Genomic DNA, 23,276 nt, shown 5'->3' on the forward strand with positions numbered 1-23,276 from the left:
TCGCATCGTTCCGGCCCGTCGGAACGAGAATCCCGGCGAACGATCCGGAAGGGAGGGATGGTGTGTGGAGAGCGAACTGCACCGGACCACCGATCTCTACAAGAAGACCCTTGACTGCCTCTACGACGGCGTCTACGTGACGGACACCCGGCGGATCGTCATCTACTGGAACCATGCGGCGGAACGGCTCACGGGCTACACTGCGGCGGAGGTCACGGGACACCGCTGCGCGGACAACATCCTCGTCCACGTGGACGACCAGGGGACATGCCTCTGCGAGAATTCATGCCCGCTGGCGGAGACACTCCTGGACGGGAAGATGCGCGAGGCGGATGTCTTTCTCCATCACAAGGAGGGGCATCGGGTTCCCGTGTCCATCCGCGTCTCGCCCATCACCGACGCACGGGGCGTCGTGGTGGGAGCCGTGGAGGTGTTCAGCGACAACAGCGAGAAGCTCGTCGCTCTGGAAATGGCGGGGATTTTCCAAGAGATGTCTTTCGCAGACGACCTCACCTGCGCGGGCAACCGGCGCTTTTCGGAGATCTCCCTTCTGGCGAAGATCGATGAGATGCAGGAGAAGGGGTGGCTCTTCGGCGCATGTCTTCTGGGCGTGGACAACCTGGGGGCAATCAACGAAAAATACGGCCCGGAAACGGGAGACCGGGCGCTCCAGGTGGTGGCCCGGACGGTGAAGGGAAGTCTCCGCGCCTTCGATTTCATCGGGCGCTGGGGGGGCGGGAATTTTCTGCTGCTCTTCGCCAACGTGCGCGCCGAGGAAGATCTGGTCCGCCTCGCGGAGCGCTGCCGCGTCCTCGTCCAGGCCTCCCACTTCCTCTCGCCGGGAGGCGAGTGGGTCTATCCCACGGCCTGCCTCGGCGCCACCCTCTCCCTTCCCGGAGACACGATGGAGCGTCTCACGGAGCGCCTCTTCAAGGCCCTCGCGGCAACAAAAAAGACTGCGGGACGGAACTCCGTGGTCCTGCTCTAACGGAACTCGAAGACCAGGATGGTCACGTCGTCCGCCTGCTCCGCCCCGGCGGCGAAGCGGTCCACCGTGGTGCGGATCTCCGTGGCGAGCGAACGGACGTTCGCAAACCGGTCGTCTGCGGCCGCACACCGGGCAAGCTCCGCTTCGAGACGCGCCTCCGAATAGAACGCCCCGCTTCGTTCATGGCCTCGGAGACGCCGTCCGTGTAGAGAAACAGACGATCTCCCCGGCCGAGGCGAAGGTGTCCTTCCTCGAAATGCCGTCCCTCCATGGCTCCCAACAGACACCCCGCGAGACGGGGAAGACGCTCCGGCGCCATTCCCCTCCGGAGCAGAAGAGGAAGGTTGTGCCCCCCGTTCGCGAAGGCGCACTCCCCCGTGGACAGATCCGCCACGGCGCAGAAGAGTGTGACGAACATGCACGACTCGTTCTGCTCCGCCAGGGCGTCGTTCAGTCGGGCCAGGATTTCCCCTGGGGCGGAGGCGTTTTTCGCGATGGCCTTCATGAAGGTGCGCGTCACCGCCATGAAGAGCGCCGCGGGAATTCCCTTGCCGGACACGTCCCCCACGACGAAGCAGAAGTGCGTCTCATCGAGAAAGAAGAAGTCGTAGAAATCGCCCCCCACCTCCCGGGCGGGGTCGAGCAGGGCGAAGATGTCGAACTCCTTCCGGTCGGGAAAGGGAGGAAAGGTCTTGGGAACCAGTTCCATCTGGATGGTGTGGGCGATGCGGAGTTCGCTCTCGATGCGCTCCTTCGCGGCGGTGGTGGCGGCCAGCTTCGCCAGATAGCTCCGGAGATCCGCCTGCATGCGGGCGAAACTTTCCGCCAGGGAGGCCACCTCGTCTCCGCCGGAGAGATCGGGAACGGGAACATCCAGGTCGCCCCGGGCGATCTTTCCCGCGATGCCCTCCAGACGCTTGAGGGGGTCCGTGATGGTCCGGGCCACGAAGAGCACCAGTCCGAGCATGAGCAGAAATCCCGCGCCGCCGAGGCCGAGCTGGATGCTGCTCAGGGCTGCCACGGGAGCCAGCACGTCCTCCTTTCCCAGGACGATGCCCAGACTCCACCCGGTGGAGGGGACGGGAAGAAAGGCCAGCCAGTGGGACGGTGTTGCGTCCCTGTCCTTTTTCGAGAAATCCCTGAAGGGAACGAAACCGGATCCGCCCCGGACCATGTGTTTCCCCAGCTCGCGGAGCGAAGGTTCCCCAAGGGTCTCGGCGATGCTGAAGACCGTCTCGTTCATGATGAAGTCCCGGACGGGATGGCTGATGAAGGTGCCGTTGCGGGAGAGAAGAAAGGCATAGCCGCTGCCGAGCGGAAGGGTGCCCAAAAGCTCCGTGAGCCACTCCAGGGAGATGTCCCCCGTGACGATCCCCGCAAAGGCAAGCTCCTTCACCAGGGGAACGGAATAGGTGGCCATGACGGCGTTGCCGCCGCCCTCGTCGAAGTAGGGCTCGCTCCAGACGGAACGGAGCAGTTCCCTGGGAATGGTGTACCAGTCCATGATCTGCATGGGGTAGGCGCCGCTCGCCAGATCCGTCCGGACGAGCCCCCCGGGTCCCCGGTACACGTAGGGCACCGCTCCGGGGATCGCCGTGCTCCCAAGGCTCGCGGCCATGCCGAAAAGCTCGCCGTGAAGGCGGAGCTTGTCCTCCAGAAGCATCGCCTTTTCCTCGGCGGTGAGAGAAAAGCGGTCCATCAGGAGCACCGTCTCCCGCACCACCTTCTCCACCCCGGAGGTCACGGCGTCGATACGGGCCACTGTGGCGGCGGCGACGGCGAGAATGCGCTCCTTCGTCTCCGCCTCGAGAAGATCCCGGGAGGCGCGCCAGCCGTACCCTACCACGGCGGCGAGAATGCACCCGACCCCGATTCCGAGGAGGAGCACGAGACGCCCGGCAATGCTCCGCCTAGGGAACACGGGGCGACGCTCCTTCCGTAAACTCTTCGTAAGAAACGTTCCTTCGGATAACCTTCTCCTGGAGCAGTACGTCCCGGGTCCGCTCGAAATCCTCTCGAGAGAGAACCCCCGGACGCCAGGGAACCTCCGCGCCCTCGGAAGGCACGATGTCCGGAAGAATGTTGCGGAACATCCACGCCATGTGGGCCCGGTTGGTGGGTACGTGGGCCTCCCGGACATAGCGCATCACCACGTCCAGCGCCTCCTCGGGATGCGCCGCCGCATAACGCCATCCTTCGAGGGTGGCCTCGACGAGATCCCGGCAGACCCGGGGGTTCGCCTCCCGGTAGGAGGCGAGACAGTACAGGCCGTCCTCGGGAAAGCCGAAACCGTAGTCGCCCAGGCGGAACAGAGAGAGATCGCCCGGCTCCATGCCCGCCTGGAGGAGCATGTGGTATTCGTTGTAGTCCATGGCGGCACAGGCATCCACGACACCCCGGAGAAAGAGGTTCACCGACCAGTTCTGCAGAACCTCCCGAACCGTCACCCCGAGGGAGCGGAAAAAGGCCAGATAGGCTCCGTGAAAGGCGTCGCCCCAGAAAGAGACCCGAAGTCCCCTCAGATCCTCGGGAGTCCGGATGCCCCGGTTCGCCCGTCCGACCAAAAGCAGGGAGGAGCCGTTCACGATCTGGGCCGTGTGCACGAGCGGCGTGCCCTTGTCCAGCGCCTCCAGCGCCGCGGTGAGGAACATGGTACCGAACTCCGCCTCACCCCGGCGGAGCGCCTCGGGCACGCTCTTTCCGGGCCCGCCTCCGAGAATCCGCACGTCCAGCCCCCGACGGAGGTAGAATCCCTTTTCGAAGGCCATGTAGATCCCCGCGAACTGAGCCTGGTGGCTCCACTGGAGCAGGAGTCGCACGGACAGCGCATCCGGTCCCGGTGCGCGGGGGTCCGGCTCCTGCGGAGAGCCCGCTTCGCAGGCGCTCAGGAAAATTCCCGCCAGGAGCGACAGCGAGAGCAGAAGAAACGGGAGGAGAATCGCCCTACCCGAAAAAAACCGTCCCGCCGCCATCGCGGAGGAAAACGCTCCTCACGCGCCCGCCACGAGCGCTGCGGCGGCCTCGTTCTCCGCGACGGGAAGCAGCGAATCGAAGCCGGAAATGGCGAAAACCTCCTTCACCACCCCGGAAAGGCCGAAGAGCACCACCGAGCCGCCGACACTCTTCGCCTTCTTGAGCACCACGAGGACGCTCCGCAGCCCCGCGCTGCTCACGTACTCCAGGGACGAGAAATCCATCACGAGGCGAATGTGCCCGGCCAGGAGCCACTCGACGCCGCGGGTCTCGAACTCCGGTGCCGTCAGCGCGTCGAGCCTTCCGCCCACGGCAACCACCGCGTAGCCTTTTTCCTCGCGAATCGATATCTGCACCAGCGATCCCTCCAGACATGGGGAGGGCGGTTCGCCTCCCGGGCTTTTCCACTCCTTTGTACCACATTTCCCCGGCGGCGGCACGATGCCTCTTTTTTCTCCGCAAAACCAGTCCGGCGGTTCCGAGCTTTCGGTTTTGAAAAGCGCCGGAGGTAGACAAAGGGTTTGGAGCGCGGCGTTTCACGGACCGCTTTTCTTCCGAGGCGCTCGCGAGGGCTCTTCTGCGTTCTTCGCCGGAAAGGGCGGGCTGCTCGCGAGGATTCTTTCTTGTTGACAGGAGGAGGAGCGTCCTCTACCCTGTCCCAATGACACGGAGGTGCCTTGCTTCTTCAATTCGACGATTTCGCGCTTCTGTCTCATGCAGGCGCGTTGTGGCATTCGGGAGGTGATGCGGGGAAATTCGCATCGGGAGAGCGGGAATTCGAGGCGAAAGACGCGGCATCGGAGGAGGCGACGCTTTTCGAAAAGCAGGAGAAACGCGTCGTTTCGGAGACGAGAGATTCGAGGAGGCGGAAACGCATGCGTAAAGGAATGGCACTGCTCCTGACGGCATTGCTCCTGGCGGCACTGGTCGTCCCCGCGACGGCGGCCTACAAGGACGAGTACAAGCTGGACGTCGTTCCCGGTCCCACCACCGCGTGGGGCCTGGGTGCCCAGTACTTCGCGGACATCGTGAAGGACAAGACCGAGGGACGCATCGTCATCAAGCCCTACTTCGGCTCCCAGCTTTCGGCGGGAAAACAGACCTCGGCCTTTCTCCTCCTCCGGAACGGGGCCATCGACTTCGCCCTCCAGTCCACCATCAACTGGTCGCCCCAGGTGAAGGAACTCAATCTCCCCGCGCTTCCCTTCTTTCTCGCCGGCTCCGGAAAGGACCGCTTCAAGGCCATGGACGCCGTCAAGGCGGGCAAGGCGGGCAAGATGATGATCGACGCGGTGGAGAACAAGGGCGTGAAATTCCTCGGCTGGGGAGAGAACGGTTTCCGGGAGCTCACCAACAGCAAGAAGCCCGTGGCGGCCCCCTCGGATATGGACGGACTCAAGATCCGCGTCGTGGGCAGCCCCATCTACATCGACACGTTCAAGGCCCTCGGGGCCAATCCGGTGAACATGAACTGGGCCGAGGCGACCACGGCATTCCAGCAGGGCGTGGTGGACGGGCAGGAGAACCCCATGGGCATCCTCATTCCCTCCAAGATCTACGACTACCACAAGTACATCACGGAGTGGCACTACGTGATCGATCCGCTCCTCTTCGCGGTGAATCCCGACGTGTGGAAGAGCTTCTCCCCCGAGGACCAGGCCATCCTGATGGAGTGCATCGGCCTCGCCTCCAGATACCAGACCGCCCTCGCCCGGGTCGGGTTGGACGACGGCAGCGCCCTCGCGGTTCTCCAGGAGATGGGCATGGTTCCGGAAATCGTGGATCCCTACAAGGCGCTCACCGAGAAGGGCATGGAAGTGACGTTCCTCTCGGAGGAGCAGATGGCGGCGTTCCGCGAGAAGACGCAGCCGGTCTTCGAGAAGTGGGCCAAGGAAATCGGCGAGGAGCTGGTGAAGGCCGCCCAGGAGGACATCGCCTCCGTGCAGTGAGGTCATGTACCAGCCACTCTCCGGCGGATCCCTCTTCGGCGGAGAGTGCTTGTTTTCTCGAAAGAGACGCCGATGAAGGAAAAGCGCAGAAGGAGCCGCTCCTCTTTCCGGGAACACGCCCCAGACGGAGCGGCACTCCGCCTGCTTTCGAAACTCCACGAAAGGACCGTTTCTCCATGATCCGCACGCTCTGGACGCATTTCGAGGAAATCGCGGGCTCCATCATTCTCGCCGTCATGACCACCGTGGCCTTTCTCAACGTGGTCACGCGGTATTTCATCAAATACTCCTTCTCCTTCACCGAGGAGATCGAGGTGAATCTCTTCGTCTGGCTCGTGCTCCTCGGCACCTCTCTGGCCTTCCGCAAGGGAGCGCACCTGAGCATGAACTTCTTCTACGACCGCTTTCCCCCCGCGGTCCGAAAGATCTTCTTTCTCGCCACCACCGGAATCTGCGTGGCGTTTTTCGCCGTTTTGGCCCATCTGGGGCGGCTCGAGGTGCTGGACGAACTGGCCCTGTCGGTGACCACCGAATCCCTGGGCATTCCCGTGGTGGTCTACACTGCGGCGGTGCCCGTCCTGTCGCTCCTCGTCATCGTGCGCATTCTCCAGCAGAGCGCCGCCGCCCTCCGGGCAGGCGACATCTAGGAAGAGGTGCATCCCATGGACAAACTTCTCGCCGATCCGGCCTTCTGGATGCTCCTTCTCTTCCTCGCGCCGCTCCTCCTGCGCGTTCCCGTGGCGGTGAGCCTGGGCGGCGCGGCCCTCGCGGTGTGCGTGCACTGGAACCTGGGGTATCAGATGGTGTCCTACAACTTCTTCGCCGGGATCGCCAAGTTTCCCCTCCTGGCCATTCCCTTCTTCATCCTCGCCGGGGTCATCATGGAGAAGGCGGGCATCGCGGAACGCATCATCGACCTCATCGACGAGCTCGTGGGCTCCGCCACGGGAGGACTCGCCCTCGCCACGGTGGGGGTGGCCACCTTCTGGGGCGCCGTGAGCGGGTCCGGCCCCGCCACAGTGGCGGCCCTGGGGCTCATCCTCATTCCCGGCATGGCCGCGGCGGGATACGACAAACCCTTCGCCACGGCGGTGGTCTCCGTGGCCTCGGGCCTGGCCATCGTCATTCCTCCGAGCATCGCCTTCATCGTCTACGGAGACATCATGCAGCAGTCCGTGGGGGCGCTCTTCGCGGCGGGCGTGCTGCCGGGCATCGTGGTGGCCCTCTTCCTCATGGGAGCGGTCTATCTCATCTCGCGGCGCCGAAACTACCGGGGCAAACCCAGGACCTCCACCGCCGCCCTGTGGCGGGCCTTCGTCCGTTCCCTCTGGGGGCTCTTCACTCCGGTCATCATCCTCGGCGGGATCTACGGGGGGATCTTCACCCCCACCGAGGCCGCCTCGGTGGCCGTCTTCTACGGGCTTTTCGTGGGGGTCTTCATCTATCGGACCATCACGTTCCGGACGCTCTACGAGATCCTGAGCGCCACGGTGCTCTCCACCGCGGTGGTCATGCTCGTGGTGACCTGCGCGGGACTCTTCTCCTGGGTGGGTTCCGCCGTGGGACTCATCGACAAGGCGGCGAATCTTCTGCTGGGGGTTTCCTCCTCGCCGCTGGTGGTTCTCCTGATGATCAACCTCATTCTTCTCTTCGCGGGAATGCTTCTGGACGCCATCTCCATCTTCTACGTCTTTCTTCCCATCCTCATGCCCATCATCGCCCACTTCGGCTGGGATCCCGTGTGGTTCGGCGTGGTCATGACCATCAACCTCGCCATCGGACAGGTGACACCCCCCGTGGCGGTGAACCTCTACGTGGGAGCCAACATCAGCGGCCTCACCATGGAGGAACTCACGCCTCCGGCCCTTCCGCTCATCGCGGCCTCCGCCCTGGCCCTGGCGGTGGTGTCCCTGATCCCCTCCTTGAGCACCTGGCTTCCCTCAGTACTGGGGCTCCATGGGTCGCCCTGATCCGTCCCGCAACAGCCGGACGCTCGAACGCAACGTGGGGAGGAGCGCGCTCGTGCGCGTTCCTCCCCACGTCTTTCCGCAAAAAGAACAGAAGATCCTGCGGGGATTCTTTCGGAAAGTCTTCTCCGCGTCTACGCCTGCTCGACCTCCCGGGCGTCTTCCTTTCGGGCTTTCAGCCTTTCCAGCACGCGGAGCAGGCCATCCGTCCCGTAGTCGAGAGCCTTTTTGGTCCTGCTGATGGTCACCGAGCTGGCGCCGGACATCCGGGAGATCTCCCCGTAGTTGAGCCCCTCGTGAAGGAGGCGGGCCACCTCGAGCCGCTGGGCCAACGCCTTCAACTCGCCGATGGTGCCCACATCCTCGAGAAAGCGGTACATTTCGTCCTGCGTCTTGAGGCAGAGAATCGCCTCGCAGAGACGATCCGTGGAGCTGTCCTTCCATTTCACCGACATGCCTTTTCCTCCTTTTATACCCACTGCCATTACATTCCGGAGTACCACACCCGTTGCGGCATCCTCCAGGCAGTTGCGTTCATCCATCCGACAAAACCATCTTCCGTCCGACCTCCGCGCATCGCGGAGCACGACCGGAAAAACCGCCCCGGCTTCCCGTCGGAGCATCGGCGGGCCGGATTCCGACACTTGTGCAGTCCTCCATCGAGCATGGGGCCCTCCTCCGCGTTCCCTCAAGAGGTTTCCTCTTTTCAGGGGCACACTTCCTCTCGGGCTGACTTTCCGGAAGAAAATCTCCCCTTTCCCCACTCCATCAGGATACCATGAAACGGAAGAAAAGCACAGATGACGTTGACGTTCTTTTGATAACGAAAAAATGCCGCCATGCCCGTCAAGGAATTCTTCGGGCAACAAGAAAACCTGATAGGGAATCCTGTTCAAAACAGGAAAAGCGTCTCAGCGTCCCGAAGGCAGGGCCTCGAGGGGAGCAGCGCCGGCATTCCTTTCCCCGCAACGGCGGATCACGTCTTCGAGCTTGCGCGTCAGCGCCTCGCTGATGGTACGCGCCTTCCTGTGCAGCTCCTCCAGCTGTTCCGTCTTTCCGCTCCGTCCGGCGTCCCGCACGGCATGCCCCAGATGGTGCAGTTCGTCGTGAAGCCGGCGAATCTCTCCCCATTCCGCGGCCACTGCGGGAGGCGTGTCCGTCACGGCGAGAAAGATGCCGAAGCGGCAGCGCGTCGGATCGGTCTCGAGGTTCCAGAGCCCGCCCCGGATGTAGTCATCGAGGCGCTGCATCCACGCCGCGTGGCCGTCGATGGCGATGCGGCAGATCTCTGTAAACTCCTCGCAGGTGGTGATGGAGAAATGCGACAGAACATCGAGGACGGAACGCCCCGTCTCGGCGCCGTCGGCGATCTGTTTCCGGAGCAGGACCACCGAATCGCCGAGACGGAGAACGCTCTTCTCCACGCTCCCGATGACGGCACCGAGCTCCAGTGCGAACTGGGAAACCGACTCCGCTCCCGAGGCCATTTCCTGGGAGGAGGCACTCAGTTCCTCCGCTCCGGCGGCAACGCTCTGGGAGGCCTCGTTCACACCGGCCATGCGGCGGAGAATGGCGGAGATGGAGTGCACCACGCCGGAAATCTGCGCACCGACCCGCTCCATTTCCCGGGCCATGCCCTGAATATCCCCGGACGTTCCGGCAACACCTTTCATGAGCGTGGACAGGTTTTCGCCAATCCGTGCCGCCGCCTTCCTGCTCTCTTCCGCAAGGGTGCGTACTTCCTCCGCGACGACGGCGAAGCCCCGCCCCGCGTCACCAGCCCTGGCGGCTTCGATGGCCGCGTTGAGAGCGAGGAGGTTTGTCTGTTCCGCAATACCCGTGATGGCCTGCACCACCGAATTGATGACCTTTGCCTGTTCCGCAAGGGAGACAGCGCGTTCCGAGACGCCCGAGACGTTCTCCCGAATGCTGGTGATGGTGGCGATGGTGGCGCCCAGGGCCGCCTCGCCCCCCTCCGCATCCCGGGCCACCTCGGAAACGGCGCCGTTCAGTTCCTCGGCGATACGCGCCAGGGACTGGGCCGTGGAGGCGATCTCCTCGGAGCTGGCATACTGCTGCTGTACCGCCCCGGTGATTTTCTGCACCGCTCCGGCGCCCACGACCGTACGCTCCCTCACCTCGCCGAATTCCTCGCTGAAGGCATCGAGGGAGCTGTTGACGCTGTAGAAGATGGCGAGGAACTGCTGCACCCCCTTGGAGAAACGCCAGAAGGAACTGCGGAGAAACTCCACGAAGACGTTGAAGGCGCCTCCGAGGCGGCCAATTTCGTCGTTGGTCCGCACGGGAAGGCGTCGGGTGAGATCGCCTCCCGAACTGGCGAAGCTCTCCATGAGTCGGAGCATGCTTCGCGTTGGCGCCAAAATAGCCCGCAGATAAAAGAACACGCAGAGCAGGGCCACCGCGACGGCGATGACGAGCGCCAGCTCCTGGGACCGTTCGAGAAGAACGACCTTCGTCTCTGCCTCCGCCTGGAAAACCGACACGGCACCGTCCATGGCCCTCAAAATTTCCGGTTCCGCCCTGCGGATAGCCTCAAGGGTGTCTTTTCCGGAACCGGACGAAGCCGCATTCCGAAGGGAACCGAGAATGTCCCTGAAAGGGTTCCAGAGGGAACGCACCGCTCCCAGCGCCGCCGCCGCCTTCGGCGAGGGAACGGGAAGCGCAACCAGGAGCGTGCCCTTCAGATCCAGCGGCGCGTCCCCTCCCTCGGCGAGTGCCTTCAGGGTCCTGTCGAAGGCGGTGGCGGACCGGTCCAGCTCTGCGAGAACCGACGCATCTGAGGTGAGCAGATACAGGTAGGCATCCTTGGCCATCTTCTGAGAGAGCATGCGCTGACGTCCCGCCAGATTGATCACGACGCCGTCCCGTGCCTGCCCGGAGGTGACGAAAAACGTCACCGACAGGGACGCGACGAAAAGCACCACGAGGATTCCCAGTGGAAGGAGGAGCTTTGCCAGCAGACTTCTTTTCATGAATACCGCACCCTTTCTCTCGTCCGTCTTTGTATGGTGGTTTCGCGAAAAGAACAACGCAACATAGAATCATTCCATTTGAGATGATACGAGGTTTCGTCACACCTGACAATGTTCGTTCTGTCGTACTTTTCTCTTCCTCTCCGCCTCCGCTTTTCCGTGATGGCATCGCCCGCATTCCTTCCGCGATCACCACGCCCCGGCCCGGAGGAGAACTCCTTTTCCCGGCGACATTGTTCGGACGCACCTCTTGCTCTTTTTTTGTACCTCTTTCATAATGGGGCAACGCGCTGTCCACCCATCGACACCGCCGACGCGACCGCAGCCGGACCGGATTCCGCCACGCCTTCGGGAGCACCGGGGAAAATCGGAAACGGCCGGAGAGAATGGAGAAAACCATGAGCACAGAACAAGCCCGTTCCCTGCCACGGACCGTGTTTCCCCTCGCAGGCCTTGTTGTTCTTGCCTTCCTGGGAAACGCCTTCGGCCTGAATCTGCTTCCCGGTGTCGATTTTCTCTTCGGCAGCATCTTCGTTCTTCTCGCGGCGTGGCGCTTCGGCCCTCTTGCCGGTGCTCTCGCGGCACTTGTCTCCTCGGCCTACACCGTTGTGCTCTGGGGACATCCCTGGGCTATCATCAACTACATGACGGAAGCTCTCGCGGTGGGGTTCGGAAGACGGTACCTGAACAACCTCTTCCTGCTGGATTTCCTCTATTGGATCACCTTCGGCAACATGCAGCTTCTCCTGCTCTGGAAGGGACTCTACGGCATGGACTGGGAAGGGGTGTTCTTCCTGGTTCTCAAATGCGACGTGAACAGCCTCTTCAACGCCCTCACGGCTTTCCTCGTCGTCACGATTCTTCCGTTCCGGACTTTTCCGGGGCCGAAACATGCTCCCGACCGCCCGCCTCTGGAGCACCTTCTTCTCTGCGGCATGCTCTTCCTTGCCATCGTGCCCCTTCTCGCCGTCATGCTTCACGGCACGCTTCACCTCGATGACGACATCGAGTCCGCCACCGAGCGCAGGCGCTCCGAGGCCCTGCGGCTGGTGCAGCGACGGATGGCGCAATGGAAGACTCCTTTGGTCCAGGCACTCCCCTTCATCGCCCACGTGACTTCGGAGGGACACCTTTCCGCACAGGAAAATCCCTTCGTCGGCACAAGCATCCTCGAGATCTACCTCGTCAGCCGGAACGGCACGACGGCCAGATCCTTCCTCGACGACACCGAAGTTCCCCCGGAGAGGCTTCTTCCCTCGCCCGTACTGGAGCACCTCCAGCGTTCCCGGACCGGAGCCGCCCCGGAGGATGTCTCCTTTCTCCTCTGCCCCCTGGGAAAAGAAACCTACCGGGTCTTCGTGGTGGCGGAAACGGGAAACTCTTTCGTCGTCCTCGCCACCGACCCGACGCCCGTCTTCGACGATCTGGCGGAACAGCTCCGAACGCTCGGCGTCCAGGCGCTTCTCGTGGACGACAACACCGGTGCCGTGCGCCCTCTGTCGCTCTTTCCCGAACACCTGCTCTCCCGCCTCGACGAGTTCCGCGACAGTGCCGGGCCCTTTCCCCTGCGGATCAAGCCCCGTTCGGACAGAAGAGGGAGCATCCCGCTGGTGTACCTCTGGATGCGTACCATCCTCGTGGACCGCGTGGTCTACGAGGAAATGCCCGGCTGGACCATGCTCGTCGCCTCCCCCCTGGACGCTTCCGGCGGCGCTCTCTTCGGAAACTACATCCGTACCATGTTCCTCATGATCTCCATGGCCTTCGCCTCGATCATCGTCTCCTTTGTCCTGAGCCGACTTCTCGTCCGTCCGGTTCTCAGGCTGGCAACACTCACGGAGAAGCTCTCTCCCGAACATTCCGTCGAGGACTGGCCCAGAGGTATCTCCGCCGAGACGGAGCACCTCGCCACAAACGTGCGCCGTATGCACACCTCCCTCGCGACACAGTTCGCGCAACTTCGGGAACTGAACCAAAACCTGGACGGCGCCGTGCGAGAGCGCACTGCGGAGCTGGAAGAGACGAACCGCGCGCTGGAGGAGGAGATCGCCGAGCGGACACGGGTGGAGGAACTGCTGCGGATCTCCCTGCAGGACAAGGAAGTGCTGCTCCGGGAAGTGCACCATCGGGTGAAGAACAACCTTCAGGTCATCTCCAGCCTTCTGAGCCTCCAGGCCCAGCGCGCCGCACTCCCCGAACTGGCGGAGCAGCTTCGGAAGGGGCAGAGTCGGGTCCGGACCATGGCACTGGTGCACGACCTCCTTTACCGCACGTCGGAGTTCTCCACGGTGGACATGAAAATCTATCTGGAGCAGCTCGTGCGTTATTTCGGAGAAGTGTCCCTTCCCCGCGATGCGGAGGTGACCATCGTCACCTCCGTGGACGCCACGGCCCTTCCCGTGGACAAGGCAATCCCCTGCGGTCTCGTGGTGGGAGAACTCCTCATGAACGCATGCAAACACGGATTTTCCGACACGAAAAAAGGCACCATCACCGTTTCTCTCCGGAGTGCGAAGGCGGAGGCGACGCTTTCCGTCTCGAACGACGGCGCACCGCTGCGGGAAGAGTACGCCACCGGCGCCACGGGACTCGGCATGACCATCGTGGAGGCCCTGGTGCGGCAGCTCGACGGCACACTCCGGGTCCGCACGGCAAACCCCGTGGTCTTCGAGATCCGCTTCCCCCTGTAACGGCGCGTCACGTCGGCCGCCGGGGGGCCAGAAGACGGCGCGTCACCACGGGAGAGATCATGGTGGTGACGATGCTCAGAACCACGATGGCCACGAAGAACGCCTCGTTGAGCAGGCCCAGCTCTCGTCCCACCGCCGCGGCGGCGAGGGTGGCCGAGAGCTGAGGGATGGTGGCGAACCCCATGCCGAGGCTCTCCCGGAAGGGCATGCCGAGCAGCGTCCCCGCGAGAGCCCCGCTTCCCGCCTTGGTGCAGATCAGCCCCAGGACCACCGTGATGGTGATGAAAAGGTTCTCTCTCGCCTGGAACAGCACTCCCAGGTTGGTCTCCATGCCCATGACGAGAAAGAAGATGGGAATGAAGAAGGAATAGCCCAGGGTGGTGAGCTTCTCTTCGCAATCCTTGCAGGCGTGGACATCGAAGGTCTCCGACAGGGCCACCCCGGCGAGAAAGGCTCCCACGATGGCGTGTACGTGCAACACCTCCGCCAGAAACGTGACGAGAAGGAGAACGAAGAGGATAAAGCGTACCTCCGTCTCGAAATGGACCAGCGTGCCGTGGTCGAGACGGAAGAAGCGGTGTCCGATCTTGGGCACGAGATAGAGCACCGCCGCGAGAAAAAGCACCGCGGAGAGAATGAAGAGCCAGATGCCCCCGGCCCCTCCCGCCTGGATGCGCACCACCACCGAGAGGACGAGGAGGGAGAGGATGTCCATGATCACCACGGCGCTGATGACCAGGTCGCCCATGCGTTGAACTCTCTCGCCGGAACCCCGTATCTCCCGGAAGACGGGAATGATGATTCCCACCGAGGAGGAGGTGAAGATGGACCCGAGGAGCACCGCCTCGAGCCACCCCAGCCCGAAGAAGCGCCCCACGAGCAGCCCCCCGAGAAAGGGAATCCCCCCGTTGCAGCACGTGAGCAGGACCGTGCGGTTCCGGTTTCCCCGGAAGACCTGGGGGTCCATCTCCATGCCCGCCAGGAACATGAGAAAGACGAGCCCGAGCTGGGCGATGGCCTTGAGTGCCGAATTGGGCTCGATAAGCCCGAATCCGTAGGGGCCGACGAGAATGCCCGCGGCGATCTCCGCCGTGACGTTCGGAATGCCCAGGCGGTTGAGAAGCCGCGGAAAGAGCAGCAGCACAAACATGACCACCGTGAAGAGCAGGAGCGTATTCATTTCGGAGGATCACCTCCCTTTCCGTTCTTTCCTAAGGAAGCTCTGAATAAAGGCCTTTCGCTTTCCCTTGACTCGGGTCGCATCAGGCTCTGCGAGGCGCCCTGCGGGGCTGACGCAGCCTTATTCAGAGATTCCCTAAAGAAATTTACGCTTGGAGTGTCAACGCAAACGCGACAGAGGTGGAACCGGCCCCCGGTGAACCTCCGCCGCCCCTCCGGAACGGACAGAAAAGACGCCGCCGGTGCTGCGTTCCGGCGAACTCCTTCAGAAGCACCCGAATACGCCCCGATGCGAGCGATCATGAACAGAGACAACGTCTTGCCGGAGAAATTCGAGCACATTCTTGGGTTCTTCCGTGCGTTGGATTGTATCATAGGAACGCTTTTCCCTGAAAACGAACATGTACCGAATTTTCCGACGAAACAGCCGGACTCGGCGGAATGGCTCTTTGCGGCGGCGTTCGACGGGTTTAGAATGTTTTCCGCTCAGTTCGCTTTGCCACGTTTCGGAAAAACCAGGGAGGGTTCGGTGTGATCGGGACATGTCGAAGAAAATATGGAGAAATTGCCCGGGGGCGGCTCCGCCGAAGGGACCAAAGTATTGCGGACAGGGAACTCCGAACAGAAAGAAGACCGCTCCGAGGAGGGCTCCTGTTTCTGTGTCTTCTGTTCGCCCTGTGCCTGTCGCCGGGGGAGAACGCTCCGCGGGCCATGGCGGCACAGAGCACGGGGGGATTCGGCCTGCGAGCCGTGGCGGAGCGCGCCCGGGAATTGGCGTCCCGCCCCTATGAAAACTCCGAGGGAGAGGTTCCGGAGTTTCTGCTCAAGCTCAGCTACGACCAGTGGCGGGACATCCGCTTCCGCAAGGAGCACGCGCTCTGGCGGGACAGAGGACTTCCCTTCGAAGTGCAGTTCTTCCATCCAGGCATGTTCTACAACCGCCTGGTGAAAATCAACGTGGTGAACGCCGAGGGACCGAGTCCCGTCCCCTATTCTCGGGACTTTTTCGACTACGGAGACAACGAGTTCAAGGAGCCCTTTCCGGAGGATCTGAGCTTCGCGGGGTTCCGGATCCACTTTCCGATCAACAGACCGGACTACAAGGACGAGGTAGCGGTCTTCCTCGGGGCGAGCTACTTCCGCGGCGTCGCCAAGGGACTCCAGTACGGTCTGTCCGCCCGGGGGCTTGCCATCGACACGGCGCTCCCTTCGGGGGAGGAATTTCCCTGCTTCCGGGAGTTCTGGCTTCTGGAACCCGCCTCGGGGGACACCTCATTCACACTCTACGCCCTGCTGGACAGCCCGAGCATCACCGGGGCCTACAAGTTCATCATCACTCCCGGGGAGGAGACGGTCATGGACGTGGATGCCCGCCTCTTCCGCCGGGCCGACGTGGCGAAACTCGGCATCGCGCCCCTCACGAGCATGTTCCTCTTCGGCGAGGCCGAGAACGGCCGCCCCGGCGACTACCGCCCGGAGGTGCACGACTCGGACGTGCTCCTTCTGCACACCAGCGAGGGGGAATGGTTCTGGCGCCCCCTGCAAAACAGCAAGCGCCTGGGAATTTCTTCCTGGAAGGCGGGAAACCTCGCCGGATTCGGCCTGCTCCAGCAGGACCGCCTCTTCGACCACTATCAGGACCTGGAGGCGCGCTACGAACTGCGCCCGAGCCTCTGGGTGGAGACGAAGGGCAAATGGGGTCCCGGCAGGGTGGAGCTCATCGAGATCCCCTCGGAGGAGGAGATCAACGACAACATGGTCGCCTTCTGGGTCCCCGAACCTTCCGCTCCGGAGGAGGGCACCACGGATGTGGAGGAGGAAAACGACCCCCTCGCCTTCTCCTACCGCCTGCGCTGGTGCGCTCTGCCGAAGGATCTGTTCTCCCTCGGCGTTCCCGCCTCCACCCGTACCGCCAAAAGCGCTCCGGACATCACGAAGTTCGTCCTCGACTTCGAGGGGGGAGAGCTGGAAACCCTCTCCGCCGATGCGGGACTTTCAAGCGTCATCACTGTCGGCGAAGGAGGCCAGCTCCTGGAAAAGCAACTTCACAAAAACGATGTCACCGGCGGCTGGCGCCTTGTCTTTCAGGTCCGCACCGTCCCCGAGGGAAAATTCAAGGCGGTCTTTCCGGCCCATCGCCCGCCCATCCGTCTTTCGGCGCTGCTGAAAAAGGGGGAGAACCTTCCGGACCCCCTCACCGTGACCTGGACCTACGACCTGCTGCAATGACGGAGGAGGAACCTGTCGTGCGAGACACGAAAATGCCGGAGACCGGAGTCCCCTTCGATACGGCGGGCACGGAAAAAACGGCGGCAGAGGAAGCGGAAGCGCTCCGGAGGGACTCCGCTACCGAGGGATGGCAGATCGCCCGGGACCGGGTGGTGCTCTACGTGACCGCCCTGGATCTTCCGCCCTTCAAGGGATTGGAGCTCGCCCTGGAGTCCCTGAAACGTTCGGGCCCCACGGATGTGACGAAGGCCATGCGGACTCTGCGGGAGCTGCTGGCGGAACACGGCCTCGACCGGGGAATCCGCACTTCCGAAGGAGCGCATCTCTCCTCCCAGCCGCCTCTGAACCGGGGCACCATGGTGGCGAAGGAGCTGGACCGCCTTCCCTGGCTCTCGGGGCTGAAGCGCTTTCTCACGCGCTGGATGCGGGACCTCTTGGGGCAGACCGACCGGGAGCGGCATGCAGCCTTGTCCGCCGGAGAGGCCTCCGCTCCGGAACAGATGAAAAGGAAGAGCGACCACAATGGCGACCTCTAGCGCCCGTCCGCCGCACTTCGCCTGGGTGCGGGCCGCGAGCTGGCGACGTCTGCTCCTCGTGGCTCTTATCGTCCTGCCCACCGTCACGGCCACGCGCACCATGGCGGCGGTGCTCCCCCACAAGGGCGGCACACCGCTGGAGCTTGCCCTGACCGCGGTCTTCGCCGTGCTCTTCGGCTGGATTTCCATCGGCTTCTGGACGGCGAGCATCGGCGCCCTCCGCCTCTGCCTCGGCCGGGACGCCTTCGCGGTCTCCCTTGCGGGAGAGGAGGACGATCCCCGGGAAATCGACCGGGAGGCCCGCACAGCCATCCTGGTTCCGGTCTTCAACGAGGACCCGGAGCGCGTCTTCGCGGGAGTGCGTACCGTCTACGACTCCCTGGAGCGCACGGGCCGGTCCGACCTCTTCGACATCTTCATCCTCAGCGACACTCCCGATCCGGACGGCTGGGTGGAGGAGGAGGCGGCGTGGTTCGCCTTCTGCCGCGAGAAGAACGCCTTCGGCAGAATTTTCTATCGGCGGCGCCGGAGCAACGCCAAGAGAAAGAGCGGCAACGTGGCGGATTTCTGCCGCCGCTGGGGAAAGAACTACCGCTACATGATCGTCTTCGACGCGGACAGCGTCATGGCCGGGGAGACCATGCTCCGCATGGTGGGCATCATGGAACGAAGACCCGACGTGGGCATCCTCCAGACACCCCCCGCCGCGGTGAACCGGGAAAGCCTTCTCGCCCGGGTGCAACAGTTCGCCAACCACGTCTACGGCCCCATGTTCGCTGCGGGGCTCCATTTCTGGCAGCTCGGCGACGCCCAGTACTGGGGGCACAACGCCATCATCCGGGTTCGCCCCTTCATGGAGCATTGCCAGCTGCCGCGTCTTCCGGGAAAGGGACCTCTGGGAGGGGACATCCTGAGCCACGATTTCGTCGAGGCGGCCCTCATGCGCCGCGCCGGGTTCAGTGTGTGGCTCGCCTACGACCTGCGGGGCAGCTACGAGGAAACGCCCCCGACACTGCTGGACGAGCTGAAACGGGACCGCCGGTGGTGCCAGGGGAATTTGCAGCACCTGCGGCTGCTCTTCACCCGGGGGCTCTTTCCCGCCCACCGGGCGCTGTTCCTGAACGGCATCATGTCCTACGGTTCGGCGCTTCTCTGGTTCGTCTTCCTGCTCCTCAGCAGCGTCGAAGCGATTCTGGAGGCGATTCTAGAGCCCAAATACTTTTCGGGCCCCGCACTCTTTCCCGACTGGCCCGTGTGGTATCCCCACTGGGCCATCACGCTCCTCGCCTCCACGGCGGTGGTGCTCTTTCTCCCCAAGCTCTTCGCGGTGCTCCTCATCGTCCTCAAGAATCGGGAGGCCCATCTCTACGGAGGCGCGGGAAAACTTGCGGCGAGCGTCTTCCTGGAGGTGGCGGTGTCCACCCTGCTTGCGCCGGTCCGCATGTTCTTCCACACCACCTTCGTGGTCACGACCCTGCTGGGACGACGCGTCACCTGGGGAAGTCAGATCCGGAGCGACCGGGAGACCTCCTGGGGGGATGCCTTCCGGGCGCATTGGCTGAGCATGGTCGCCGCCTTGCTCTGGGGCGGTCTGGTCTATCTGGCGAACCCCACCTTCTTCTGGTGGATTTCGCCGGTGCTCGTCCCCCTCGTCCTGGGAGCGTTCCTCTCGGTATTCACCAGCGGAGCGTCCCTGGGGCGCCTGCTCCGCAAGTGGAAGCTCCTCCTCATTCCGGAGGAGTCGAATCCGCCCCGGGAGCTGCGCGACCTGGAAGCGAATTTGAACCGCCCCCGTCCCTACTCGCCCCTGCCGATTCCCCCCGGCGAGGGGTTCGTCAGGGCCGTGGCGGACCCGGTGGTGCACCAGCTCCACACCTCCCTGCTCCTGCGCCGCCGCCGCGCCGCCCCCGCCGTGGAGCACCGCCGCCGGGAGATCGAGGAAAAGGCTCTCTCCCTGGGTCCGGGAAGTCTCTCGGCGAGGGAGAAGATGGAGCTTCTTCTGGATCCCTTCCGCCTCGCCGAGCTGCACCGTCGCGTATGGGAGCTTCCCGGACGGGAGAACGCCGCCCGGTGGGGACTCGCTTTCTTTATGCCTTCTTCACGGCGATGACATCGATCTCCACGAGAATGTCGTCGAGCAGGGCGCTTCCCACGGTGGTGCGCACCGGATAGGGCTCGGAAAAGAACTCCCGGTACACCGCGTTGAAGGCCGCGAAATCCTCCAGGTTCGCCAGGTGCACCGTGGACTTGACCACCTCGTCCATGGACGCTCCCGCCGCCTCGAGAATCGAGCGGATGTTCGTGAGCACCTGCCGGGTCTGTTCAGTGATGGTGTCGCCCACGGTCGCCCCCGTCTTCGGATCCAGGGGCCCCTGTCCGGCCACGAAGACCAGATTGCCCACGAGAAGCCCCGGCGTATAGGGGCCGAGGGGTTTGGGCGCGCTTTCGGGATGTACGGGCTGTTTCATGCGATGGACCCTCCTCGTTTTTTCAGATGGTTGAGCCTGCGCCGTCATTGTAGCATTGCCCGGTCTCTGGACCGAAAGAAGGAGGAGGCACGGCGCTGGACACCCTGCGCTTCGAGAGGGCCCCTCCGACACGTCCGCGCGCTTCGAAGCGCGCCCAAGGCACCTTACACATCGGATCGGACCGGAAAAGCACCCGCTTCGGCGTTTCCGGCGTCGCGTCACCGTCCCTCCGGGGCAAACACGGGAACAGTGAGGCTCCCCTGGGGCATGACGATGCAGCGAAACGCCGCTCCTCTCTCCGCCTCGATGCGGCCCAGGGCCTCCTCCACGGAGGCGGCCTTTTCGGCGAAGAGCTTCCGTACCATCTCCCCGCTCATGGAGGTCACCAGGTAGATTTTCTTCGCCGCCGCAACCTTGGCGATGCCGAAGGCCTTGTGCCCTCCCATTCTGAACTCCCTCCGGATCCGCGCCACGATGTCCTCCGGGCGGGAGGCTGCGTTCAGCCACTCCTCGAAGACCCTCTCTCCGTAGCCACCGGGACAGTCTGCCACGAGGACGATGGCGCCTCCCGCTTTCGTGGCCTTGTCCGCGTGGTCCAGGGCTTTCTGGGCCTGATAGACGTTGATGTCCCGGGGATGGCCGCAGGCAGAGACGATGGCCACGTCGGCGCGTTCCACGACGGGCACCTCGTAGAGGGCGGACGAGACGGCCACCGCCTCCTTCCAGGCTTGTTCCACGTCCCCCGCGACGACCTTCACGACCTCTCCGTTCTCGTTCGTCACCACGTTGAGGATGCAATCCACCCCCACCCTCCGGGCCGCCTCGAGCATCTCCAGGTGCAGGGGATTGGCGTCCAGGTCGGGAAGATCGTCCATGAGGGCCACCATGCGCACATGGTTGCGCTCCACCGACTCCTTTCCGGCCACGCCGGGGAGAATGGATTTCCGCCCCCCGGAATATCCGGCGAAATAATGGGGCATGACGACCCCCAGAGTGAGCAGAAAATCCGCCTCGGCCACCAGCCGGTTGACGAAAAGCTCCGATCCGGTGGCAAGCGTTCCCAAAGAGACGAGGGAATCCGGATCGTCCGCCGCGTGGGAGACGATTCGGAAGCGCCGGACCAACTCCTCCCCGTAAACCTGGAGATTCTGCTCCGGCGTGTGGGGATCGTGGATGCCCGTGGCCACCACCAGGGTCACTTTTTCGTCCGGAATGCCCGCCTCGGCGAAACGCCGCAGCACCGGAGGCAGCAGCAGCGCGTAGGGAGTGGGGCGAGTGATGTCGTTCACCACCACCACGACCCTTTCGGGTTTTCTCGCCTGAAGCTGCTCCAGAAGCGGCGGCGTTCCCACGGGATGGTCCAGCGCGGCCTCCACATCGGCGGCGGTACAGGGCACCGCCTTCACTTCAGGAGGAAGGAGCACCTGGGAGATCCTGGCCTCGTCGAGCCGGAACTCATGCGTGCCTCTACCGTAGGGAAAGCTGAAGTTCATGGAAGATCACGCTCCTTTCCACCGGAGAAGGTCCTTTCGGAACATCGACAAAAAAAAGACTCTTCAGCAGAAGAGTCCCTGAAGAAGAATCTTCGCGCCGAGAAGCACAAGAATAACGCCCCCCAGGATCTCGCAGCGTCCGTCGCCTATGTTGCGGCTGAGACGTCCCGCGCCGAGCACGCCGAAGAGGGAGAGGGCGAAGGTGATGCCTCCGATCACCGCGGCGGTACCGTAGACGTGCAGCTCCAGTCCCACGAAGGAGACTCCCACGGCCAGGGCATCGATGCTGGTCCCCAAAGCGAGAAGAAAGAGCAGGCTCCCCCGGGTGGGGTCCCCGGAGAGCTTCCGCCGCATTGCCTTGCGGGCCGCCTCGGTGGCGCGCAGGGCGGAGATCCCCTCGAAGCTCATGTGTCCCCCCACGAAGGCGAGGAGGAAGAAGGCCACCCAGTGGTCCACGGGCTCGATGACATCGAGGAAGTTCCCCGCCAGCCAGAAGCCCAGAAGGGGCATGACGGTCTGGAAGAGGCCAAAGGCACCGGCGGCCCGAAGCGCTCCGGCGAGCCCCACCCCGGGCGCATAGAGCGGAATGGCGCAGGAGACGGCGAAGGCGTCGAGCGCCAGGCTGAAACCCAGCGCTCCCGCGACGGCCCAGTTCACGACCTCACCCGAGGTAGGCGAGGAGCAGCCCTCCCGCGAGGACCGACCCGATCTGCCCCGCCACGTTGGCACCCACGGCGTGCATGAGAAGGAAGTTCGACGGATCCTCCTGCTGCCCCATGCGCTGGATCACCCGGGCGGACATGGGAAAGGCGGAGATGCCCGCGGCACCCACCATGGGGTTGATCTTCTCCGACCGGAAGAGGTTGAGCACCTTCGCGGCGAGCACCCCCGCAGCAGTGTCCAGAATGAAGGCCACGAGTCCCATGGCGATGATGAGGAGCGTGGAGGTCTGGACGAAGCGCTCCCCCGTCATGGTGGCGGCGATGGTGAAGCCCAGAAGGAGGGTCACCAGGTTCGCCAGCTCGTTCTGCGCCGCCTTGGAGAGGCGCTCCAGGACACCGCACTCCCGGACGAGGTTGCCGAACATGAGAAAGCCGATGAGCGACACCGACGCGGGGGCCACCACGCCCGCCACAAGGGTGACGGCGATGGGGAAGAGGATCTTCGTCCGCCGGGAGACGGCGCGCTTCGCGTAGGCCATCTTGATGCGTCGCTCGGATTTCGTGGTGAGAAGGCGGATCACCGGAGGCTGGATCAGGGGCACGATGGCCATGTAGGTGTAGGCCGCCACGGAGATCGGTCCCAGCAGGTGCGGCGCGAACCGGGCGGACACGTAGATGGAGGTGGGGCCGTCCGCGGCGCCGATGATGCCGATGGATGCCGCCTCGTGCAGGGAAAAACCGAAGAGCAGGGCGAGCCCCATGGTGAGAAAGATGCCCGCCTGGGCGGCGAAACCGAAGAGGAACATGACCGGATTGGAGAGCAGCGGCGAAAAGTCGATCATGGCCCCCACGGCGATGAAGATGAGCAGAGGAAAGAGTTCCGTGGCGATCCCCAGATCGAAGAGAACCGAGAGGGCTCCCTTGTGGAGCGTGCCGTCCACCATCTGCGAGATGGCCGAGGAAAGAGGAATGTTCACCAGAATCGTGCCGAACCCCATGGGAAGAAGCAGGTTCGGTTCGTACTCCTTCTCGATGGCCAGCCAGATGAGCCCCGCCCCCACGAGCATCATGATGAGCTGCTTGTAGGTGAATGCTCCCAACACCGCCAGTATCTGTTCCATGTGCGCTCCCTCCGTCGTTCCGCCGCGG

The 23,276-nt window shown here is 63.6% G+C and carries 18 protein-coding genes; 8 read left to right on the forward strand and 10 right to left on the reverse strand.

Features of this window, described 5'->3' with window-relative positions; translation table 11 throughout:
• Nucleotides 1-64 precede the first annotated feature (64 nt).
• The gene (locus K349_RS0102565) at nt 65-988 is read left to right on the forward strand and encodes a sensor domain-containing diguanylate cyclase (RefSeq protein ID WP_051464174.1); all 924 of its coding nucleotides are present in this window, start codon (nt 65-67) and stop codon (nt 986-988) included.
• Nucleotides 989-1,010: 22 nt separating this feature from the next.
• On the opposite strand, the gene K349_RS16165 is transcribed toward K349_RS0102565, so the two are convergent.
• The 3 genes from K349_RS16165 to K349_RS0102580 are packed head-to-tail and all read right to left on the reverse strand — an operon-like array spanning nt 1,011 to nt 4,317.
• On the reverse strand, nt 1,011-2,909 hold the full coding sequence (locus K349_RS16165) for a SpoIIE family protein phosphatase (RefSeq protein WP_051464175.1): 1,899 nt from the start codon (nt 2,907-2,909) through the stop codon (nt 1,011-1,013).
• Nucleotides 2,899-3,960: an ABC transporter substrate-binding protein gene (locus K349_RS0102575; RefSeq protein WP_026368320.1), complete on the reverse strand. Its 1,062-nt coding sequence runs from the start codon at nt 3,958-3,960 to the stop codon at nt 2,899-2,901. Before K349_RS0102575 ends, K349_RS16165 begins: the two co-directional genes overlap by 11 nt.
• Nucleotides 3,961-3,978: 18 nt before the next feature.
• The gene (locus K349_RS0102580) at nt 3,979-4,317 is read right to left on the reverse strand and encodes an STAS domain-containing protein (RefSeq protein WP_026368321.1); all 339 of its coding nucleotides are present in this window, start codon (nt 4,315-4,317) and stop codon (nt 3,979-3,981) included.
• A 519-nt stretch (nt 4,318-4,836) separates the two neighbouring features.
• Between K349_RS0102580 and K349_RS0102585 the strand changes: the two genes are divergently transcribed.
• The 3 genes from K349_RS0102585 to K349_RS0102595 all read left to right on the forward strand — a co-directional run bounded on the left by K349_RS0102585 (nt 4,837) and on the right by K349_RS0102595 (nt 7,880).
• The gene (locus tag K349_RS0102585) at nt 4,837-5,910 is read left to right on the forward strand and encodes a DctP family TRAP transporter solute-binding subunit (RefSeq protein WP_026368322.1); all 1,074 of its coding nucleotides are present in this window, start codon (nt 4,837-4,839) and stop codon (nt 5,908-5,910) included.
• Between the two features lie 176 nt (nt 5,911-6,086).
• Entirely contained in the window at nt 6,087-6,557 is a 471-nt protein-coding gene (locus K349_RS0102590) for a TRAP transporter small permease (RefSeq protein ID WP_026368323.1), read from the forward strand.
• Nucleotides 6,558-6,572: 15 nt separating this feature from the next.
• Nucleotides 6,573-7,880, forward strand: a complete 1,308-nt coding sequence (locus K349_RS0102595; protein WP_026368324.1) for a TRAP transporter large permease — start codon at nt 6,573-6,575, stop codon at nt 7,878-7,880.
• A gap of 131 nt (nt 7,881-8,011) precedes the next feature.
• Here the strand turns inward: K349_RS0102595 and K349_RS0102600 are convergent, their stop codons facing one another.
• Entirely contained in the window at nt 8,012-8,332 is a 321-nt protein-coding gene (locus K349_RS0102600; protein ID WP_026368325.1) for a YerC/YecD family TrpR-related protein, read from the reverse strand.
• Nucleotides 8,333-8,788: 456 nt separating this feature from the next.
• A complete protein-coding gene (locus tag K349_RS0102610; RefSeq protein ID WP_026368326.1) occupies nt 8,789-10,870 on the reverse strand; it encodes a methyl-accepting chemotaxis protein in 2,082 nt (693 codons plus the stop codon).
• 398 nt (nt 10,871-11,268) lie between these two features.
• Between K349_RS0102610 and K349_RS17725 the strand changes: the two genes are divergently transcribed.
• Nucleotides 11,269-13,560 carry a histidine kinase dimerization/phosphoacceptor domain -containing protein gene (locus tag K349_RS17725; RefSeq protein ID WP_169731294.1) on the forward strand — a complete coding sequence of 764 codons (2,292 nt, stop codon included), beginning with the start codon at nt 11,269-11,271 and terminating at the stop codon, nt 13,558-13,560.
• Nucleotides 13,561-13,567: 7 nt separating this feature from the next.
• On the opposite strand, the gene K349_RS0102620 is transcribed toward K349_RS17725, so the two are convergent.
• On the reverse strand, nt 13,568-14,740 hold the full coding sequence (locus K349_RS0102620; RefSeq protein WP_026368328.1) for a cation:proton antiporter: 1,173 nt from the start codon (nt 14,738-14,740) through the stop codon (nt 13,568-13,570).
• Nucleotides 14,741-15,450: 710 nt separating this feature from the next.
• Between K349_RS0102620 and K349_RS0102630 the strand changes: the two genes are divergently transcribed.
• From K349_RS0102630 to mdoH, 3 genes are read left to right on the forward strand one after another with little or no spacing between them, the layout of a single operon-like run.
• A complete protein-coding gene (locus K349_RS0102630) occupies nt 15,451-16,968 on the forward strand; it encodes an OpgD/OpgG family glucan biosynthesis protein (RefSeq protein ID WP_034264587.1) in 1,518 nt (505 codons plus the stop codon).
• Nucleotides 16,969-16,985: 17 nt separating this feature from the next.
• On the forward strand, nt 16,986-17,504 hold the full coding sequence (locus K349_RS0102635) for a hypothetical protein (RefSeq protein WP_026368331.1): 519 nt from the start codon (nt 16,986-16,988) through the stop codon (nt 17,502-17,504).
• Complete coding sequence (gene mdoH, locus K349_RS0102640; RefSeq protein WP_026368332.1) at nt 17,491-19,614, forward strand: glucans biosynthesis glucosyltransferase MdoH; 2,124 nt, start codon at nt 17,491-17,493, stop codon at nt 19,612-19,614. Before K349_RS0102635 ends, mdoH begins: the two co-directional genes overlap by 14 nt.
• On the opposite strand, the gene K349_RS0102645 is transcribed toward mdoH, so the two are convergent.
• From K349_RS0102645 to K349_RS0102665, 4 genes are all read right to left on the reverse strand, one after another.
• Nucleotides 19,592-19,972, reverse strand: a complete 381-nt coding sequence (locus tag K349_RS0102645; RefSeq protein ID WP_026368333.1) for a RidA family protein — start codon at nt 19,970-19,972, stop codon at nt 19,592-19,594. The genes mdoH and K349_RS0102645 overlap by 23 nt on opposite strands.
• Nucleotides 19,973-20,190: 218 nt before the next feature.
• Nucleotides 20,191-21,465, reverse strand: a complete 1,275-nt coding sequence (gene larAH6 / locus K349_RS0102650; protein WP_026368334.1) for a nickel-dependent malate racemase, LarAH6 family — start codon at nt 21,463-21,465, stop codon at nt 20,191-20,193.
• A gap of 63 nt (nt 21,466-21,528) precedes the next feature.
• The gene (locus tag K349_RS0102660; RefSeq protein ID WP_026368335.1) at nt 21,529-22,122 is read right to left on the reverse strand and encodes a manganese efflux pump MntP; all 594 of its coding nucleotides are present in this window, start codon (nt 22,120-22,122) and stop codon (nt 21,529-21,531) included.
• Between the two features lie 4 nt (nt 22,123-22,126).
• Nucleotides 22,127-23,248, reverse strand: coding sequence for a sodium ion-translocating decarboxylase subunit beta (locus tag K349_RS0102665; protein WP_026368336.1), 1,122 nt, complete (start codon nt 23,246-23,248; stop codon nt 22,127-22,129).
• Between the last annotated feature and the right edge of the window lie 28 nt (nt 23,249-23,276).

It is taken from the genome of Aminiphilus circumscriptus DSM 16581 (genome assembly GCF_000526375.1).
GTDB lineage: Bacteria > Synergistota > Synergistia > Synergistales > Aminiphilaceae > Aminiphilus > Aminiphilus circumscriptus.

Bases quoted from the DNA above. Each gene is read 5' to 3' on its own strand.
- K349_RS0102575 (WP_026368320.1), bottom strand. From the start codon at position 3,960: ATGGCGGCGGGACGGTTTTTTTCGGGTAGGGCGATTCTCCTCCCGTTT.
- K349_RS0102585 (WP_026368322.1), top strand. From the start codon at position 4,837: ATGCGTAAAGGAATGGCACTGCTCCTGACGGCATTGCTCCTGGCGGCA.
- K349_RS0102590 (WP_026368323.1), top strand. From the start codon at position 6,087: ATGATCCGCACGCTCTGGACGCATTTCGAGGAAATCGCGGGCTCCATC.
- K349_RS0102595 (WP_026368324.1), top strand. From the start codon at position 6,573: ATGGACAAACTTCTCGCCGATCCGGCCTTCTGGATGCTCCTTCTCTTC.
- K349_RS0102600 (WP_026368325.1), bottom strand. From the start codon at position 8,332: ATGTCGGTGAAATGGAAGGACAGCTCCACGGATCGTCTCTGCGAGGCG.
- K349_RS0102610 (WP_026368326.1), bottom strand. From the start codon at position 10,870: ATGAAAAGAAGTCTGCTGGCAAAGCTCCTCCTTCCACTGGGAATCCTC.
- K349_RS17725 (WP_169731294.1), top strand. From the start codon at position 11,269: ATGAGCACAGAACAAGCCCGTTCCCTGCCACGGACCGTGTTTCCCCTC.
- K349_RS0102620 (WP_026368328.1), bottom strand. From the start codon at position 14,740: ATGAATACGCTCCTGCTCTTCACGGTGGTCATGTTTGTGCTGCTGCTC.
- K349_RS0102630 (WP_034264587.1), top strand. From the start codon at position 15,451: ATGGCGGCACAGAGCACGGGGGGATTCGGCCTGCGAGCCGTGGCGGAG.
- mdoH (WP_026368332.1), top strand. From the start codon at position 17,491: ATGGCGACCTCTAGCGCCCGTCCGCCGCACTTCGCCTGGGTGCGGGCC.
- K349_RS0102645 (WP_026368333.1), bottom strand. From the start codon at position 19,972: ATGAAACAGCCCGTACATCCCGAAAGCGCGCCCAAACCCCTCGGCCCC.
- larAH6 (WP_026368334.1), bottom strand. From the start codon at position 21,465: ATGAACTTCAGCTTTCCCTACGGTAGAGGCACGCATGAGTTCCGGCTC.
- K349_RS0102665 (WP_026368336.1), bottom strand. From the start codon at position 23,248: ATGGAACAGATACTGGCGGTGTTGGGAGCATTCACCTACAAGCAGCTC.